This window comes from [Mycobacterium] fortunisiensis, from assembly GCF_019050325.1.
Lineage (GTDB): Bacteria > Actinomycetota > Actinomycetes > Mycobacteriales > Mycobacteriaceae > Mycobacterium > Mycobacterium fortunisiensis.
The window spans coordinates 620460-638029 of the sequence record NZ_VOMB01000016.1 but is presented as its reverse complement, the minus strand read 5'-3'; the positions used below and the strand labels follow the sequence as shown (position 1 = coordinate 638029).

Below are 17570 nucleotides of genomic sequence, written 5' to 3'. Positions count from 1 at the left end.
GCGGGCGATCAGGCCCGCGCCACTTCTGCGTATGCGGCCGCGAGAAGCGACGGGTCCGGGCCCTCAAGGCGGCCCGGCTTGGCCAGCCCGTCGAGCACGACGAACCGCAGGATCCCCGAGCGGTTCTTCTTGTCGCCAGCCATGTAGTCCATGAGCTGAGGCAGGGCGTCGCCGTCGTAGCTGACCGGCAGCCCCAGCGCGGTCAGCACCGTGCGGTGCCGATCGGCGGTCTCGTCGTCGAGCCGCCCGGCGAGCCGGCCCAACTCGGCGGCGAACACCAATCCGACCGACACGGCGGCACCGTGGCGCCACTTGTAACGCTCGCGCCGCTCGATGGCATGGGCAAGGGTGTGGCCGTAGTTGAGGATCTCGCGCAGCGCCGACTCTTTCTCGTCGGCAGCAACCACTTCGGCCTTGACCGCGATCGCGCGGCGGATCAACTCGGGCAGCACTGTGCCGGTGGGGTCCAGGGCGGCTTCCGGGTCGGCCTCGATCAGGTCGAGGATCACCGGGTCGGCGATGAACCCGGCCTTCACGATCTCGGCCATCCCGGCGACGATCTCGTTGCGCGGCAAGGTTTCCAGGGTGGCCAGGTCCACCAGCACCGCGGCCGGCTGATGGAACGCACCGACCAGGTTCTTGCCGGCGTCGGTGTTGATCCCGGTCTTGCCACCCACCGCCGCGTCGACCATTCCCAGCAGGGTGGTGGGCACGTGCACGATGTCGACGCCACGCAACCAGGTGGCCGCAGCAAAGCCCGCGACGTCGGTGGCCGCTCCCCCGCCCAGGCTGACGACGGCATCCTTGCGACCGATGCCGATGCGCCCCAGCACTTCCCAGATGAAGCCGACGACAGGTAGTTCCTTGCCTGCCTCGGCGTCGGGAATCTCAATGCGGTGGGCTTCAATTCCCTTGTCGGCCAGGTGTTTCCGGACCGCCTCAGCCGTCTGGTTCAGCACCGGCTGGTGCAGGATCGCCACCTTGTGGCGTCCCGCGAGGGTGTTTCCGAGTTCGCCGAGCAGGCCGGTCCCGATGATGACCGGGTAGGGCCGGTCCACCAGTACCTCGACGATTACGGGGTCAGTCATCATGTCGCTCCGCGTTGCGTGCGGCCAGGGCCGCGGGGGTGGGTTTGGGTTTGGGCTCGGCGCCTTTCGCATCGGAACTCGCCGGCTGCGAAGAGGACTGCGACGGCGAGGACTGCGAGGATGCCGCACCGCGCCGCCAGGGCGGACGACGACGGCGCCGCTTGGACGTCCGGGCCTGCTGGGCCGGTTTCTGCGGTTGTTTGTGGACCGGGGGGTTTTCCAACCGGGTGACGATGGTGCGCACCACCGCGCCGGGATTGCGCCGGTTGGTGTTGATCCGCATGGTCGCGACCCGGCGGTAGAGCGGCACCCGTTCGGACATCAGGGCACGGTACTTCTCGGCCCGGTCGGGACCGGCCAACAGCGGCCGGACGGTGGAGCCGCCGGTGCGGCGCACCCCTTCGGCGGCGCTGATCTCCAGATAGACCACGGTGTGCCCGGCCAGCGCGGCCCGCACCCCGGCGGTGGTGACCGCCCCACCGCCCAGGGACAACACGCCGTCGTGGTTGGCCAGCGCCGAGCGGATGACCTCTTCCTCGATCCGGCGGAATTCTGCCTCACCGTCGGTGGCGAAGATGTCGGCGATGGTGCGGCCGGTGGTCTCCTCGATCGCGGCGTCGGTGTCGAGCATGGTGAGGTTCAGCGCCTTCGCCAGTCGGCGGCCGATGGTCGACTTGCCCGAGCCCGGCAGGCCGACCAGTACCGCCTTGGGCGCCATCAGCCCAGGGCCTGCGCCGCCGACTCGCGCCCGGCGTCGCCCGAATGTGCTCCTCGCGCGTGCACCGCCCGCAGGTAGGCGTCGATGTTGGTCCGGGTCTCGGCCAGCGAGTCCCCGCCGAACTTCTCCAGCACCGCGCGGGCCACCACGAGTGCCACCATGGTCTCCACGACCACCCCGGCCGCCGGCACTGCACACACGTCGGACCGCTGGTGGATGGCCACGGCCTCGTCACCGGTGGACATGTCCACGGTGGCCAGCGCCCGCGGCACGGTCGAGATGGGTTTCATCGCGGCCCGCACCCGCAGCGGCTGACCGTTGGTCATCCCGCCTTCAAGGCCGCCGGCCCGATTGGTCGAGCGCAGCACACCGTCGGGCCCGGGGTACATCTCGTCGTGGGCGACGCTGCCGCGGCGGCGTGCGGTTTCGAAACCGTCGCCGATCTCCACGCCCTTGATCGCCTGGATGCCCATCACCGCGGCGGCCAGCTGACTGTCGAGGCGGTTGTCGCCGCTGGTGAACGAGCCCAACCCGATCGGCAGACCGGCGACCACGACCTCGACGACGCCGCCGAGGGTGTCGCCGTCCTTCTTGGCGGCCTCGATCTCGGCGATCATCGACGACTCAGCGGCCTCGTCAAACGCCCGGACCGGGCTCGCATCGATTTTCTCCAGATCGGCGAACTGTGGCGGTGGGCCGTCGTAGGGCGCCGACGCGCCGATGGAGATGACATGTGAAACCACCTCGACGCCCAGCGCCGCGCGCAGGAAGGCGCGCGCCACGGTGCCGGCTGCGACCCGCGCGGCCGTTTCGCGGGCGCTGGCGCGTTCCAGCACCGGGCGGGCATCGTCGAAGCCGTACTTGAGCATGCCCGCGTAGTCGGCGTGGCCGGGGCGGGGGCGGGTCAGCGGCTCGTTGCGGGCGCTGTTCTCCAGCTCGGCCGGATCCACCGGATCCGGTGCCATCACGGTCTCCCACTTGGGCCATTCGGTGTTGCCGATCTCGATCGCGATCGGCCCGCCCAGGGTGGTGCCGTGACGGACCCCGGCCAGCATGGTGACCTGATCCTGTTCGAACTTCATCCGGGCGCCCCGGCCATAGCCGAGGCGGCGACGCTTGAGCTGTGCCCCGATCTCCGCCGAGGTGATGGGTACGCCGGCAACCATCCCTTCGAGCATGGCCACCAGGGCGCGGCCGTGGGATTCACCAGCTGTGGTCCAACGCAACACGGGTGCCATTCTCCCACGTCGGGGTTTGCCTGCCGAAATCCGTGGTCGATACCGCCGAATGTTGGCTTGTGTGCCAGATTCCGGCGATTGTTCGAACACCAGCCGACGTTCGACACGTCACGCCAGCACCAATACCACCGCGGCCGCGCTCGCCACACACATCGAGGGGCCGTGCGGCACCGTGCGGATTCCGCGTGCGGCGGCACCGAGCGCCAACAGCGCGGTGAGCATTGGCGCGGCCAGCGCCGCCAACAGCCACACGTCAACTCCGAACGCCCCGGTCAACGCGCCCAGCCCGACGGCCAGTTTGACGTCGCCACCGCCCATCGCCCGCGGCGAGAGCAGATGCACCCCGAGGTACAGCACGGACAATGCCGCGGCGCCGGCCAGCGCGCCGGCACCGCGCCCGGCCACCGCCGAAACACACACGATCAGCACCGCCCCGGACAGCGTCAGCCAATTCGGCAACCTGCGCTCCCGGATGTCGAATGCGCTCAACGCCACCATCCAGATCGAGACAGCGGCTACCCCCACCCCCATCAACTGAGGCTAAGGCCCGGACAGTGCCTCGCTCATCGCCGATTTGGGCGCAGCCATCCCGGTGAACTGCTCCACCTGGGCGTAGGCCTGGTTCAACAGCATCTGCAGGCCGTTGATTGCCTCACCGCCAGCCGCCTCGACCGCGGCGGCCAGCGGCGTCGGCCACGGGTCGTAGATGGCGTCGAGCACGCGCGGCACCCGGGCCAGCACGTCGGCGTAGCCGGCCGCCGCGACAGCCGGGATGGTGCTGACCGCCGAGTCGGCGGCGGATACCGCGTCGCGCAGACCGGCACCGCCGAGCTCGCACCAGCCACTGTGCACCCCGCACCGGCGCGCCAGATCCACCAGCCGCGACGCCTTGCCCTCGTCCCGCGCCACGATGGTGATCCGCTGCACGCCGAGTTCGGCCAGCGCCACCACCGCGGCCGGCGCCGTGCCCCCGGAACCGATGACCAGTGCCGAATCCCCGGCGCTGCCCAGTGCCCCGACCACCCCGTCGACGTCGGTGTTGTCGGCCCGCCAACCGCCCGAGGGCAGATGGACCAGGGTGTTGGCCGAGCCCACCAACTGGGCGCGGTCGGTGTGTTGATCGGCGAACTCGAGCGCCGCGAACTTGCCCGGCATGGTGACCGACAGGCCGACCCATTCCGGCCCCAACCCGCCGACCAGTCCGGGCAATTGCTCGGCCGTGCACTCGATGCGCTCGTACGTCCACGACGTCAGTCCCAACGCCTGGTACGCAGCCAGATGCAGTTGCGGCGACCGCGAATGCGCGATCGGCGAGCCGAGTACCGCAGCTTTCCGGGCGCTACCTGGCACTGTCGAGGACACCGTTGTGCTGCGCCAGTTCGATGTTGGCCAGGTGCTGTTCGTAGTCACGGGTGAACAGCGTCGTGCCCTGCATGTCGATGGTCACGAAGTACAACCAGTCCCCGGCCGCGGGATGTTCGGCGGCGGCCAGCGCGTCGGTGCCGGGTGAACAGATCGGGGTCTGCGGAAGACCTTGGCTCATATAGGTGTTCCACGGCGTGGTCAGGGCCCGATCGTCGTCGGTGGTCGCCACTTCCTGGCGGTCCAACGGGTAGTTGACCGTCGAGTCGAACTCCAGCTTGCGGTGTTCGGCCAGCCGGTTGTAGATCACCCGGGCCACCTTGTCGAAGTCCTGCGGCTTGGCCTCGCGCTGCACCAGCGATCCCACGGTGAGGATCTGATAGGGCGACAGCTGCATGGCCGCCGCGGTATCGAGCAGACCGCTCTGGGTGTACACGGCGGCGCTACCCGCGATCAGGGTGGACAGGATGTCCTGGGCCGAGGCCGCCGGGTCGACGTTCCACGTGCCCGGCGCGATCAGGCCCTCCAGCCGCCGGTGGTCGTTGGGCATTGCCCCGACCGGGCCGGCCGCCCAGGCGGGTACCGCCAACGCGGCCGGCGGGGCCGATTGCGCCGCGGCCCGCAGCTGGTCGACCGGCACGCACTGCTGCTTGCCGTCGAGTTCCACACACGAGGCGTGCGAGATCAGCGTGAAGATGCCGTCGGTGACGGCGTTGGTCTTGACGTCGGCGGTGTCGTCGAGCTGACGCCCCTCCGGGATGGTGAGCTTGCCGACCCGGCTTTCGGGGTCGGCAAGGCGCTCAACGGCATTGGCCGCCGGAATCTCGGTGCGCACCTTGTAGAAGCCGGGCTGGATCGCCGAGATCGCCTCGTTCTTGTCGGCCGCCTCGACGAAGGCCTTGACCGTGGCGACCACCTTGTGGTTCTGCAGGGTCTTGGCGATGGCGGTCGTGGAGTCGCCGTCATGCACCTGGATGACGACATCGGCCACGCCGTCACCGGCATAGTCGTTGGCCCCGCCGGACATGCTGTGCCACAGCTTGGACCCCAGGAACACCGCCCCGAGCAGCACGACGATCAGCGCGGCCAGCGAAAGGCCCCTGGTGGTGCGCCGCTTCTGGTCCTTGCGGGCTTTGCGCTTCCGCTGCGCCGGACTCAGCCCACGGCGCGGGGGCCCCACCGATTCGGGTTTGGCTTTGTCGGAGCCCCACTTCTCAGCCATCCATGCCCTCTCCGCGCGCGGCGAGAGCCGCCCGCCGCTGATCCAGCCAGCTCTGCAGAATGCCCACCGCAGCGGCCTGGTCGATCATCGCCTTCTGCCCCTTTGCCCGAACCCCCGCTTCGCGCAACGACCGCTGTGCGGACACAGTAGTGAGCCGTTCGTCGGCCAACCGCACCGGTATCGGGGCGATTCGGCGGGCCAGCAGCTCGGCCAGCTCGACGGCGTCTCTGGCCGACATACCGGCCCGGTCGGCCAAGGTGCGCGGCAGCCCGACGACGACCTCGACCGCCTCGTACTCGCCGATCAACGCCACGAGCCTGCGCAGGTGTTTACCGGACCGGTCCCGCTTGTCCCGGGCCACGGTCTCGACCGGGGTGGCCAGGATGCCATCGGGATCGCAGCTGGCCACCCCGATCCGGACGGTGCCCACATCGATACCGATCCGCCGGCCGCGTCCGGGGTCGTCGTCCCCCGGGCGGTCCGGCAATCGGTCCTCGACCGTATCGGACACGGGAATCAGCCTCGGCCGATCTCGGCGCGCAGCGCGGCCAATGCCGCGTCGATACCCGCCGCCCCCTTACCGGAACCTTGTGCCATGTCCGCCTTGCCGCCGCCGCGGCCGTTGACCGCCGCGCCGAACTCTTTGACCAGTTCGTTGGCCCGCAGCCCCAGATCCTGTGCCGCCGGGTTGACCGCTACCACGAACGGCACCGAGTCGTTCTCGCCCTCGGCGATCAACGCGATCACCGCCGGGTCGCTGCCGAGCTTGCCCTTGATGTCGCCGACGAAGGTACGCAGGTCACCGCCGGACATGCCGGCCGCCATCCGCTGCGCCACCAGCCGGACCTTGCCGATGGTCTCGGCGCCGGCGGCCGCGTTGGCGGCGGCCGCCCGCGCGTTGGCGAGCCGGGCTTTGTCCAGTTCCTTTTCGGCTGCCTTGAGTCGCTCGACGAGGTTGGCGACCCTGGCGGGCACCTCTTCCGACGGCACCTTGAGCGAGGAGGCCAGGCCCGCCATCAGGGCGCGCTCCTTGGCCAGGTGCCGGAAGGACTCCAGGCCGACGTAGGCCTCGACCCGGCGGACACCGGAACCGACCGAGGATTCCCCGAGGATGGTCACCGGGCCGATCTGGGCCGAGTTGTGCACGTGGGTGCCACCGCAGAGTTCCAGCGAGAACGGTCCGCCGATATCCACCACCCGCACCTGGTCGGGGTAGTTCTCGCCGAACATCGCCATGGCGCCCATGGCCTTGGCCTTGTCCAGCGCGGTGATGAAAGTGTTCACCTGGTAGTCGGCCTCGACGGCCTCGTTGGTCACTTCTTCAATCTGGCTGCGCTGATCGTCGGTGAGCGCCCCCTGCCAGTTGAAGTCGAACCGCAGGTAGCCCGGACGGTTCAGCGAACCGGCCTGAACAGCGGTGGGGCCCAGCACCTGTCGCAGCGCGGCATGCACCATGTGGGTGCCGGAGTGGCCCTGGGTGGCGCCGTGCCGCCACTTGGGATCCACTGCGGCGGTGACGGTGTCACCCTCCACGAACTCACCGGACTCGACGTTGATCCGGTGCGCCCACAGGGTTTTGGCGATCTTCTGCACATCGGTGACGGCCGCCTTGGCGGTAGCCGAAGCGCCCGTACCGGTGACCGTTCCCTCGTCCGCGATCTGACCGCCGGACTCCGCGTAGAACGGGGTGCGGTCCAGGATCAGCTCGATCCGCTCGGCGTCCACCCCGTCGTGGGTCACCACCGGAACCCGCTTGCCGTCCACGAAGATTCCGAGAATCCTTGCTTCCGTGGTCAATTCGTCGAAGCCGGTGAACTCGGTCGGGCCGGAGTCGACCAGCTCGCGGTAGGCCGACAGGTCGGTGTGGGCCTGTTTGCGCGCGGCGGCATCAGCCTTGGCGCGCCGGCGCTGCTCTGCCATCAACGACCGGAAGCCTTGCTCGTCGACGGTCAGACCGGCCTCGGCCGCCATCTCCAGGGTGAGGTCGATCGGGAAGCCGTAGGTGTCGTGCAGGGTGAACGCATCCGAGCCGGACAGCACGCTGGCCCCGGACTTCTTCGTCGCCTGGGCGGCCTCGTCGAACAGCCGCGAGCCGGATGCCAAAGTGCGGTTGAACGCGGTCTCCTCGGCCACGGCGATCCGGTTGATCCGGTCGAAATCGCTGACCAACTCCGGGTAGGACGGACCCATCTCGTCGCGCACCGTGGTCATCAGCTGGCTCATGATGGGCTGCTCGACGCCCAGCAGCTTGGCGGCGCGGATGATGCGGCGCAGCAGCCGGCGCAGCACATAGCCACGGCCCTCGTTGCCGGGGCTGACGCCGTCGCCGATGATGATCGCCGCGGTGCGGCTGTGGTCGGCGATGATGCGGTAGCGCACGTCGTCCTCGTGGCTGCCCTTGCCGTAGCCGCGGGGCGCGATGCCGGCGACGAGGTCGATGACGGGACGCACCAGGTCGGTCTCGTAGACGTTGTCCACACCCTGCAGCAGGCAGGCGATGCGCTCGACGCCCATGCCGGTGTCGATGTTCTTGCGCGGCAGCGGCCCGAGGATCTCGAAGTCGTCCTTCGAGGTACCCTCCCCGCGCTCGTTCTGCATGAACACGAGATTCCAGATCTCGATGTAGCGGTCCTCGTTGGCCTCCGGGCCACCTTCGATGCCGTATTCGGGGCCGCGGTCGTAGTAGATCTCCGAACACGGCCCGCACGGCCCGGGGATGCCCATCGACCAGTAATTGTCGGCCATGCCGCGGCGCTGGATGCGCTCGAGCGGCAGCCCGGCGACTTCCTGCCACAGCTCGATCGCCTCGTCGTCGTCGAGGTAGACCGTGGCCCACAGCCGCTCCGGGTCGAAGCCGTAGCCGCCCTCGCTGACCGGGTTGGTCAGCAGGCTCCAGGCCAGCTCGATGGCGCCCTTCTTGAAGTAGTCGCCGAAGCTGAAGTTGCCGGCCATCTGAAAGAAGGTGTTGTGCCGGGTGGTGATGCCCACCTCGTCGATGTCGGGCGTGCGGATGCACTTCTGGACGCTGACGGCCCGGTCCCACGGCGGGGTGCGCTGGCCGAGGAAATAGGGCACGAACTGCACCATGCCGGCGTTGACGAACAGCAGGTTGGGGTCGTCGAGGATCACCGAGGCGCTGGGCACCTCAGTGTGACCCGCCTTCACGTAGTGATCGAGGAAGCGCTTCCTGATCTCGTGTGTCTGCACGTCGTCTCTGTCCTCGTGTTCGTGGGTGGCTGGGTTGCGCAGGCAACTACCAGTTCGACCGCTTTACATTACCGTTCTGCGCGTTCAGGCCGAAAAGCCGACGAGCCCGGCGCGGCTCACTGGCCCACGAAACTCAACCGCACGCAGCGCTGCGGATTGTCCCGGTTGAGGTCGACCAGCACCACGCTCTGCCAGGTTCCCAGCAGCGGGCGGCCGGCCTGGACCGGCACCGTCACCGAGGGTGACACCAGGGCCGGCAGCACGTGGTCGGCGCCGTGGCCCCTCGACCCGTGGCTGTGCCGGTAGCGGTCGTCGCGCGGCAACAACCGTTCCAGGGTATCGAGCAGGTCGTCGTCAGATCCGGCACCGGTCTCGATGATGGCCACCCCGGCAGTGGCGTGCGGGACGAACACGTTGCACAGCCCGTCGCGGTGCGCGCCGCAGAACTCGCGCACCGCATCGGTGAGATCGACGATGCGCCGCCGCGAGGTGTCCACGTCGATCACGTCGGTGTCCATGAGTTCAGCCTACGAGTCGGCGGCAACACCATTGCCACTCGCGACACACCGGAGGAAGGTGAGGGTGGAACCGGTGGCGCCACCGGGGCGCCGCCCTGGCAGGAAGAGGTGGATCGTGTTCGCACGCTCAACCACGATCGCGGCGCGCCCCCAGGCCGTCAACGCCGGTATCGCGCATGTCCGCGACGAGGTGATGCCCGTCCTCGATGATGTGGATGGCTGTGTCGGCCTGTCGTTGATGGTGGACCGGGAATCGGGCCAATGCGTCCTGACCACGGCCTGGCGCTCCGAAGAGGCCATGCATGCCAGCGCGGCCGCCGTCGCACCGCTGCGCCATCGGGTGGTGGAGACCTTCGCCGGGACCGCGACGGTCGACGAATGGGAGATCGCGATGGTGCATCGCGAGCAGTACTCCGGCCCGGGCGCGTGTGTGCGGGCGACGTGGCTGCGGACCCGGCCCGAGCTGTTCGACCGGGCCGTGGAGTTCTACCGCAGCTCGGTGTTACCGGCCATGGAAGACCTCGAAGGGTTCTGCAGCGCCAGCCTGATGCTCGATCGCGGCTCGGGCCGGGCGGTGTCCTCGGCCACGTTCGACAGTGCCGAGGCGATGGACCACAACCGCGACGAGGCCCGCGCGCTGCGCACCGCCCGCCTGCGTGACCTGAGTGCCGAGCAGCTCGATGTCGGTGAATTCGAACTCGTGCTGGCCCATCTGCGCGTGCCCGAGATGGCCTGACGGAGAACGGGAACAGAATTGACGGCGCCGTTTCGACGTTGATCGACCGGGGTATCTCCCTTCCAGCCAAATCAGCCCTGGAGGAGAAATGACCATCACCGGCATCATCAGCGCGATCCTGATCGGCATCGTCGTCGGAGTGATCGGCCGCTTGATCGTTCCCGGCAGACAACCGATCGGCATACTGCTGACGATCCTCGTCGGGATCGTCTCCGCGTTCATCGGCACCGCCCTCGCCCGCGCCATGGGCATTCCGACCGCCACCAGCGGCGTCGACTGGCTCGAGCTGCTGGTCCAGCTCATCGTGGCCACGCTCGGCGTGGCTCTGATATCCGCCCTCATGGGACGCAGAAAGACCGGCATCCTGGGAACTCGACGGTCTGGCCTGCTGCGCTGACAAGCTGCACCACCGCACCACGGTCCCGGTTGAATATTCAACCGGGACCGTGGTTTTCGTTGCGCGGTCAGCGCCGGATGCGACGGATGATGGCGCGGAGCTTGTCCACCCGGGTGACGAGCTCGCGTTCGAAACCGCGTCCGGTGGGCTGGTAATAGTCGATGCCGACCAGCTCGTCCGGCGGATATTGTTGCGGCACAACGCCATCTGGATCGTCGTGGGCGTACTTGTAGCCCACGGCGTTGCCGAGTTTCTGCGCACCCGAGTAATGGCCGTCGCGCAGGTGCGCGGGCACCAGCCCGGCCTTGCCGGCCCGGATGTCGCTCATCGCCGCACCCAGTGCCGTGGTCACCGCATTGGATTTCGGCGCGGTGGCCAGATGCACCGTGGCATGAGCCAGCGTCAGCTGCGCCTCGGGCATCCCGATCAGCTGCACCGTCTGTGCCGCCGCGACGGCGGTCTGCAGCGCGGTCGGGTCGGCCATCCCGATGTCCTCACTGGCCAGGATCATCAACCGGCGCGCCACGAACCGCGGATCCTCCCCTGCCACCAGCATCCGGGCCAGGTAGTGCAGCGCCGCATCGACGTCGGACCCGCGAACCGACTTGATGAAGGCGCTGACGACGTCGTAGTGCTGATCCCCGTCGCGGTCGTAGCGCACCGCCGCCTTGTCCAAGGACTGCTCGATGGTGTCGACGGTCACCCGGTCCCCCGGTTCGGCAGCCACCTCCAAGGCCGTCAGCGCACGGCGCGCGTCACCAGAGGACAGCTGCACCAGTAGGTCCACGGCCTCGTCGGTCACCTCGACCGCGCCGCCCAGACCCCGCGGGTCGGTGATGGCACGGCGCACCACGGTCTCGATGTCCTGCCCGGTCAGCGGCTGCAACTGCAGGATCAGTGACCGCGACAGCAGCGGCGCGACCACCGAGAACGACGGGTTCTCCGTGGTGGCCGCGACCAGCAGGACGACGCGGTTCTCCACCGCCGCGAGCAGAGCATCCTGCTGGGTCTTGGAGAACCGGTGGACCTCGTCGATGAACAGCACGGTCTGCTCGCCGTGGACGGCCGCCCGCCGCGCCACATCGATCACAGCCCGCACTTCTTTGACGCCGGCACTCAGCGCCGACAGCGCTTCGAAGCGGCGCCCGGTGGCCTGCGAGATCAGCGAGGCCAGGGTGGTCTTGCCGGTGCCGGGCGGGCCATAGAGGATGACCGATGCCGCGCCCGAACCCTCGACCAGGCGCCGCAACGGCGAGCCCGCCTGCAGCAGGTGGGTCTGACCGACGACTTCGTCGAGGCCGGCCGGGCGCATCCGCACCGCCAGTGGTGCCGACGAGCGCTCGCGCGAGGAGCCGACCAACCCCGTGCCGGGTGCGGTGAGCGACCCGGGGTCACCCGGCCCCGGGGCGCCTGGCACGTCGAACAAACCGTCGGACACGCCTTCTGCTTACCACGCCGACGCGACGGACTACGCCGGTGCGGTGACGAAATCGATGAGCTCCTCGACCCGGCCGATCAGCGCAGGCTCCAGGTCATTCCAGTCGCGGACCCGGCCGCGGATCCGCTGCCAGGCCCCGGCGATGTCGGCCTGATCCCGATGCGGCCAGCTCAGCGCCTCGCAGATGCCGTGTTTCCACTCGATGTTGCGCGGAATCGTCGGCCAGGTCTTCATCCCGAGCCGGGCCGGTTTGACCGCCTGCCAGATGTCGACGAACGGGTGCCCGACCACCAGGGTGTGCGCGCCACCCGGGCCACGGCGCACCGCCTCGGCGATGCGGGCCTCCTTGGAGCCGGTGACCAGGTGATCGACCAGCACGCCCAGCCGGCGCCCCGGCCCGGGTGCGAACTCGGCCACGATGTCGGCCAGGTCGTCGACACCGCCGAGGTATTCGACGACGACACCCTCGATGCGCAGGTCGGCGCCCCACACCTGCTCGACCAACTCGGCGTCGTGGCGGCCCTCGACATAGATCCGGCTGGCCAGCGCCACCCGCGCCTTGGCATTCGGTACCGCCACCGAACCCGATGCGGTCCGCGCGGGCGCCGTCACCCGCTTGGGTACGACGAGGCTGACCGGCTTGCCGTCGATCTGGAAACCCGGCCCCATCGGAAAGGTGCGGATCTTGCCCCGGCGGTCCTCGAGTTCGACGCGCCCGCCCTCGATGCGTACCACCGCGCCCACAAAACCGCTCTGTGCGTCCTCGACCACCAGGCCCTTTTCTGCGGGCTGTTCCTTGGATCGAGTCATCTTCGGGGTGTGCGGGTTTCGGGCCAACACATCGGAGCCATAGCGATCAGTCACGCGGCGATCCTAAAAACGGGGGCCGCCCCAACCGGGTTGCGACATTCGATCGTGACCGTGCTGTCACTTTTGTCCGCCGCGACATCAGGCCGGGACCACTAGGCAGTGATCTCGTTGACGACGGTGTGCACGAAACGCATCTTCTCCAGCACCGCCGGCGGCAACACGAACGGGTACAGATCGCGGTGACCCATCGACCGGTTCACCATGTTCAACGCCCAGGCCAGCGGCAGCCACATCTCGATGATCGTGTCGAATCCGCTCGGCCCCAACATCTTCCGGCCGAACGACGCGCCAGCCGGGGCGAACCCGAAGGCCGCGGCAGTATCGAGGGTGTCACGGATGTGCAGGTAGTGCGCGAAGGTCTCAGCCCAGTCCTCGGCGGGGTGCATGGTGGCGTAGGACGAGACGTAATCATCCGCCCAGCCCGCAGGCGGGCCGTCGCGGTAATGCCGGTCCAGGGCGGCCTGGTAATCGGCGTCGGCATCGCCGAACAGCTCGCCGAACCGGGCCCGGTAGTCGTCCGACGGCGCCACCAGCCGGTAGTAGTAGTAATGGCCGATCTCGTGCCGAAAGTGGCCCAGCAGCGTGCGATACGGCTCATCCATGGCGATCCGCAACTGTTCGCGGTGCACATCGTCGCCCTCGGCGAGATCCAGGGTGATGACCCCGTTCTGATGCCCGGTGAACACCTGCTCCGACGCACTGGAGAGCAGGTCGAACGCCAGCCCGAACTGCGGATCCTCGTCACGGCCGACGATCGGAAGCTGCAGTTCGTGCAGTTCGGCGATCAACCGGCGCTTGGCATGCTCGGCTTCGGCGAACGCCGCCAGCGCCGCCGTGTCGGTATCGGCCGGCCGGGTGCGGGTCAACACGCACGACGCGCACAGCAGACTGCCATGCCCGGAACGAACCAACCAATTGCATTCGGCCAGGTGCATGTTCGCGCACAGCTGATACTGATCGGCGTCGACCGCACCGGCGTGCCCGCTCTCGCCGGTATCGGCGATGACCAGCAGCGCCATGTCGTCGAGCGAGAAGCCCAGTGGGCTGCCGCACGACAGGCACAGCGAGTTCTCGAAAGCCAGCCGCTGGCCGCAGCGCGGGCAGGTGAAATCACGCATGCCGCACCTCGCGATCCGGCCGCCACGGCGCCACATCGACACTCACGTCGATCACGCTACTGTCCGAATCGGTGTAGATGATGCCGCGCAGGGGCGGCACGTCGGCGTAATCCCGCCCGAAGCCCGCCACGATGTAGCGCTCGTCGACCATCTGGTCGTTGGTGGGATCCAGGCCCAGCCAGACATTCTGGGGCGTCCACACCGACGCCCAGGCGTGGGTGGCGTCCGCCCCGATCATGCGGTCCTTGCCCGGCGGCGGGTCGGTGGCCAGATACCCCGAGACATAGCTTGCCGCCAGGCCGTTGGCCCGCAGGCAGGCGATGGCCAGGCGGGCAAAGTCCTGGCACACGCCCGCGCGGGCCGCCAACACCTCGGCCACCTGAGTGGACACCGTCGTCGAGCCGGACCGGTAGGTGAAGTCCGCGTAGATTCGCGACGTCAACTCGCGCAGCACCTCGATCAGCGGACGCCCGGGCCGGAAACTGGGCGCCGCGTAGTCCCGCACCGCATCGGTGATCTCCGGCGGCGACAGATCGAGGGTGAACTCGGCGGCCAGGGCGCCGTCGCCACCGACCGGCCGGGCCAATTCCCACGGCGCCCGGGCCGATGCACCCGAATAGTGTTCGGGGGCAGGCGGATCCACCTCCACCACTGAGTATCCGGTGACGCTCAACGTGCGGTGTGGCCGGGTGACATGAAAATACGAGCTGAGGTTGCCGTACGCGTCCCGGCTGGTGGACCGGTCGGCGGGTTCCGGCTCGATCACGAGCTCATGTCGCAGGCAGCGCTGGTGGTCCAGGTCGCGCGGGGTGAGAAAGCCACGACCGTAGGAACTGGTGACGTCGGCGGAATATCGGTAGACGGTGTGGTGGGTGATCTCGTAGCGGCGGGTGCGCGCTGCGGGCGCGGGTTCGCTCATGGCACCAGCCGCCGCACATCGGGGCCCCACAGCGGCTGGATCCCGCGCGGCAACGACAGGTGCGCGGCGGTGATGACCTCCGACAGGTCACGCAGACCGGCATGCATCCCGTCGAGCAGCTCCGCCAATGCCGCCCGCTCCCCCTCGTCGGTGACCACCTCGAGCTCGGCGGGATCGAGCCGGCGCAATCGGGTGGCCAGTTCGTCGATCAGACGTTCCGACCGCGACGAGCCCGACGACCCGGGCAGGGTCTTGAGCCCGGACCGGATGCGTTCCAGTTGGTAGATCAGGGATCTGGGATTCTCCGCATCGAACAGAACCAGCTCGGCAATCCCCGCGACGCTGACCCGGCCCGGGTTGCGGCGCCGGTAGATCACCGAGGATTCACAGGCCACCAGGGCCGACTCGGTCACCTCGCGTTCGGCGTCGGCGCCGCGGACGGTGGTCACGGTGATCCGCAGCAGTGCGGTGAGCGCCAATCCGCGCTCGATGCGTTTGCCGAGATCCATCATCGTCCAACCGATGTCGTGCACCATCGACTCTGCGGCCACGCCGGCCAACGCCAACATCCCGGCCAGGGTCTGGCTGTGGGCGGTGGCGAGATAAGCCTCCGCGGCCGTCGGCGACGACGGCGGCGTGGTCCATGGCCGCAACACCGCACGCTCCACCCCGGCCAACACCATCCAGGTGTCGTTGGACATCTGGTCCCGCACCGCACGGGCCGCCGACCCGAGCCGATCGACCGACTGCGCGAGCGATCCGGCCCGGTGCCGGTCGGCGGTGGCCGAGAACAGCGTGGACGGCGCATTCTCGATCATCGCGCGGTCATCGGCGACTCCAGCGGCTCCGGCGACGGTACCGGTGATCGCCTCCAGCGCACCCAGCAGCACCGGCACACACTGGCTGGCCTCGAGATCCTGGCGATAGCGGTATTCGTGGTAGCGCTGCCGGGTGACGGTGAGCAATCGCGCCATGTTCTCGGCACGTTCGGCGTACCGCCCCATCCAGTACATGTCGGCCAGCACGCGGGGCGAGCTGACCGCCCGGGTCGGACTCGGCGTGGCTCCTGGAGGTGGCAGCTCAGCAGGCACCGGAGCTCGCTCGACCGTCGCCCGCTGTGGACTGAGCACCCAAATATCCTTGGCTGCAAGGGTGTTCGTTCGATACGCAGCGTTGCCCGGGGCGACCACATAGCCCAGTCCACCGACCATCGGGGCATACCCGCCCCGCTGGGCCACCGTGAACAGTCGCATACCGACATGGGCCGCCGACAGCCCGTTGGAACGGTAATTGCTTGGTGCGGTGGAGAACTGGGGGAACTCCTGCCCTACCCACTGCTCGGGTCCGGCCTCGATACGGGCAGCCAGGTCCGCACGGGCAGCCGCCGACAGCGTCGACCCGACAATCGTCGCCCCACCGTTGACCGGACGGATCAACAACGAGGACAGCTTGGTGACCAGATGCGAGCGCTCGATGCCGATACCGCCCCAATACATCGGTGCGGTTGGCAGTTGCAGCGTCTCATCGAGCAGCAGATCGGCCAGGTCCGGCAGAAACCGGGTCAGCCCAGGACTTTCCAGGATTCCGCTGCCCAGCGTGTTGACCACTGTCACCGCGCCGCGGCGCAGCACCTCGACCAGACCCACCACACCGAGCCGCGAATCCGGACGCAGGTCGAGCGGATCCAGGTATTCGGCGTCGACCCGGCGCAGCACCACGTCCACGCGTTTGAAGGTACCCAGCGACCGCATCCACAGCGTCCCGTCCCGCACCACCAGGTCCGCGCTCTCCACCAGCGGGAAGCCGAGTACCCCGGCCAGGTAGGCCTGATCGAAGGCGGTCTCGGAATGGATACCGGGACTCAGCACCACGACGACGGGTTCCGCGGCGGCCTCGGGGGCCGCGTCGAGCAGCGCCAGACGCAGGGCCTGAGCCCACGGTGACGCCGGCCGCGGGCCGATCCGCTCGTAGAGGTCGGGGGCGGCGTGGGCGATGACCCGCCGATCGGCCAGCGCATAACCCGCCCCCGACGGCGCCTGGGTCCAGTCGGCGTTGACGGTGAACCCCCCGTCGTCGCCCCGGCTGATGTCACACGCGTGCAGGAACAGTTGATGACGTCCGGGCACCACAATGCCGCGGGCCGCCCGCAGGTAACCGGGGTAACCGAACAGCAAGGACGGCGGCAACACCCCGCTGGTGATCGACCGCTGGGCACCGTACAGGTCGGTGAGCACCGCGTCGAGCAGCCGGGAGCGCTGCACGAGCCCCGATTCCAGGCCGTCCCAATCCTCGGCCGAGACCACCAGCGGCAGGCCGTCGAGATGCCACGGACCGGGCACCGCGGTGCCGTCCCCGTCGGTGACCACCTCGCCGTGCCGGTCCACCTGGATGTAGGTGATGCCGTCGTTGTCGACGAGCCCGCGCACCGCTGCCCGCAACTGGTCGAGCCCCTCGCGGCCGCGCTCACCAATGCCCTCGGCCAATCCCCGCCACGCCGGGCGGACCTCACCCGACGCGTCGACCAACTCGTCGTAGCCGGCGCCGGCTCCGTCGTCGCGGACATCGAACAGCGCGCGCTGAGCCCGCGAACTGCGGTAGGCGGCCAGCACACCGTCGACATCCACATCACCCGCACGAAGAACCATCAGTGAAGAACGGTACGCACCGACCTCCGCCGAAGCCGCTCGGTGCAGCGGATTCGGCCGGAATCGGCCGACGCTGGTTGAATTCAGCTTCAGT

At 68.8% G+C, this 17570-nt stretch carries 16 protein-coding genes; 2 read left to right on the top strand and 14 right to left on the bottom strand.

Annotation, left to right across the window (positions count from 1 at the left end; genetic code table 11):
- Positions 1 to 8: 8 nt before the first annotated feature.
- The 9 genes from aroB to FR943_RS13355 all read right to left on the bottom strand — a co-directional run bounded on the left by aroB (position 9) and on the right by FR943_RS13355 (position 9353).
- Positions 9 to 1088, bottom strand: coding sequence for a 3-dehydroquinate synthase (gene aroB, locus FR943_RS13395; RefSeq protein WP_217157794.1), 1080 nt, complete (start codon positions 1086 to 1088; stop codon positions 9 to 11).
- On the bottom strand, positions 1081 to 1806 hold the full coding sequence (locus tag FR943_RS13390; RefSeq protein WP_217157792.1) for a shikimate kinase: 726 nt from the start codon (positions 1804 to 1806) through the stop codon (positions 1081 to 1083). The genes aroB and FR943_RS13390 overlap by 8 nt, the downstream gene beginning before the upstream one ends.
- A complete protein-coding gene (gene aroC, locus FR943_RS13385) occupies positions 1806 to 3035 on the bottom strand; it encodes a chorismate synthase (RefSeq protein ID WP_217158238.1) in 1230 nt (409 codons plus the stop codon). The genes FR943_RS13390 and aroC overlap by 1 nt, the downstream gene beginning before the upstream one ends.
- A 117-nt stretch (positions 3036 to 3152) precedes the next feature.
- On the bottom strand, positions 3153 to 3569 hold the full coding sequence (locus FR943_RS13380) for a prepilin peptidase (protein WP_372448140.1): 417 nt from the start codon (positions 3567 to 3569) through the stop codon (positions 3153 to 3155).
- A 15-nt stretch (positions 3570 to 3584) separates the two neighbouring features.
- Positions 3585 to 4394 carry a shikimate dehydrogenase gene (locus FR943_RS13375; RefSeq protein ID WP_217157789.1) on the bottom strand — a complete coding sequence of 270 codons (810 nt, stop codon included), beginning with the start codon at positions 4392 to 4394 and terminating at the stop codon, positions 3585 to 3587.
- Positions 4384 to 5628, bottom strand: coding sequence for an endolytic transglycosylase MltG (locus FR943_RS13370; protein WP_217157787.1), 1245 nt, complete (start codon positions 5626 to 5628; stop codon positions 4384 to 4386). The genes FR943_RS13375 and FR943_RS13370 overlap by 11 nt, the downstream gene beginning before the upstream one ends.
- Complete coding sequence (gene ruvX / locus FR943_RS13365) at positions 5621 to 6139, bottom strand: Holliday junction resolvase RuvX (protein ID WP_217157785.1); 519 nt, start codon at positions 6137 to 6139, stop codon at positions 5621 to 5623. The genes FR943_RS13370 and ruvX overlap by 8 nt, the downstream gene beginning before the upstream one ends.
- 5 nt (positions 6140 to 6144) lie before the next feature.
- Positions 6145 to 8835: an alanine--tRNA ligase gene (gene alaS, locus FR943_RS13360; RefSeq protein WP_217157783.1), complete on the bottom strand. Its 2691-nt coding sequence runs from the start codon at positions 8833 to 8835 to the stop codon at positions 6145 to 6147.
- 116 nt (positions 8836 to 8951) lie between these two features.
- Complete coding sequence (locus FR943_RS13355; RefSeq protein ID WP_218045559.1) at positions 8952 to 9353, bottom strand: secondary thiamine-phosphate synthase enzyme YjbQ; 402 nt, start codon at positions 9351 to 9353, stop codon at positions 8952 to 8954.
- A gap of 115 nt (positions 9354 to 9468) precedes the next feature.
- On the opposite strand from FR943_RS13355, the gene FR943_RS13350 reads away from it, so the two are divergent.
- Together FR943_RS13350 and FR943_RS13345 are read left to right on the top strand one after the other, a co-directional pair.
- Positions 9469 to 10089 (top strand): antibiotic biosynthesis monooxygenase, encoded by a 621-nt coding sequence (locus tag FR943_RS13350; protein ID WP_217157781.1) that lies wholly within the window; start codon positions 9469 to 9471, stop codon positions 10087 to 10089.
- An 88-nt stretch (positions 10090 to 10177) separates the two neighbouring features.
- A complete protein-coding gene (locus tag FR943_RS13345) occupies positions 10178 to 10486 on the top strand; it encodes a GlsB/YeaQ/YmgE family stress response membrane protein (protein ID WP_217157780.1) in 309 nt (102 codons plus the stop codon).
- 67 nt (positions 10487 to 10553) lie between these two features.
- Here FR943_RS13345 and FR943_RS13340 read toward each other — a convergent pair whose 3' ends face one another.
- The 5 genes from FR943_RS13340 to FR943_RS13320 form a co-directional block, all read right to left on the bottom strand.
- Entirely contained in the window at positions 10554 to 11924 is a 1371-nt protein-coding gene (locus FR943_RS13340) for a replication-associated recombination protein A (protein WP_217157778.1), read from the bottom strand.
- Positions 11925 to 11954: 30 nt separating this feature from the next.
- Positions 11955 to 12788: a DUF3097 domain-containing protein gene (locus FR943_RS13335; RefSeq protein WP_217157776.1), complete on the bottom strand. Its 834-nt coding sequence runs from the start codon at positions 12786 to 12788 to the stop codon at positions 11955 to 11957.
- 98 nt (positions 12789 to 12886) lie between these two features.
- On the bottom strand, positions 12887 to 13912 hold the full coding sequence (locus FR943_RS13330; RefSeq protein WP_217157774.1) for a zinc-binding metallopeptidase family protein: 1026 nt from the start codon (positions 13910 to 13912) through the stop codon (positions 12887 to 12889).
- Positions 13905 to 14831, bottom strand: a complete 927-nt coding sequence (locus tag FR943_RS13325; protein WP_217157772.1) for a transglutaminase family protein — start codon at positions 14829 to 14831, stop codon at positions 13905 to 13907. The genes FR943_RS13330 and FR943_RS13325 overlap by 8 nt, the downstream gene beginning before the upstream one ends.
- Positions 14828 to 17476 carry a circularly permuted type 2 ATP-grasp protein gene (locus FR943_RS13320; protein ID WP_217157770.1) on the bottom strand — a complete coding sequence of 883 codons (2649 nt, stop codon included), beginning with the start codon at positions 17474 to 17476 and terminating at the stop codon, positions 14828 to 14830. Before FR943_RS13320 ends, FR943_RS13325 begins: the two co-directional genes overlap by 4 nt.
- Between the last annotated feature and the right edge of the window lie 94 nt (positions 17477 to 17570).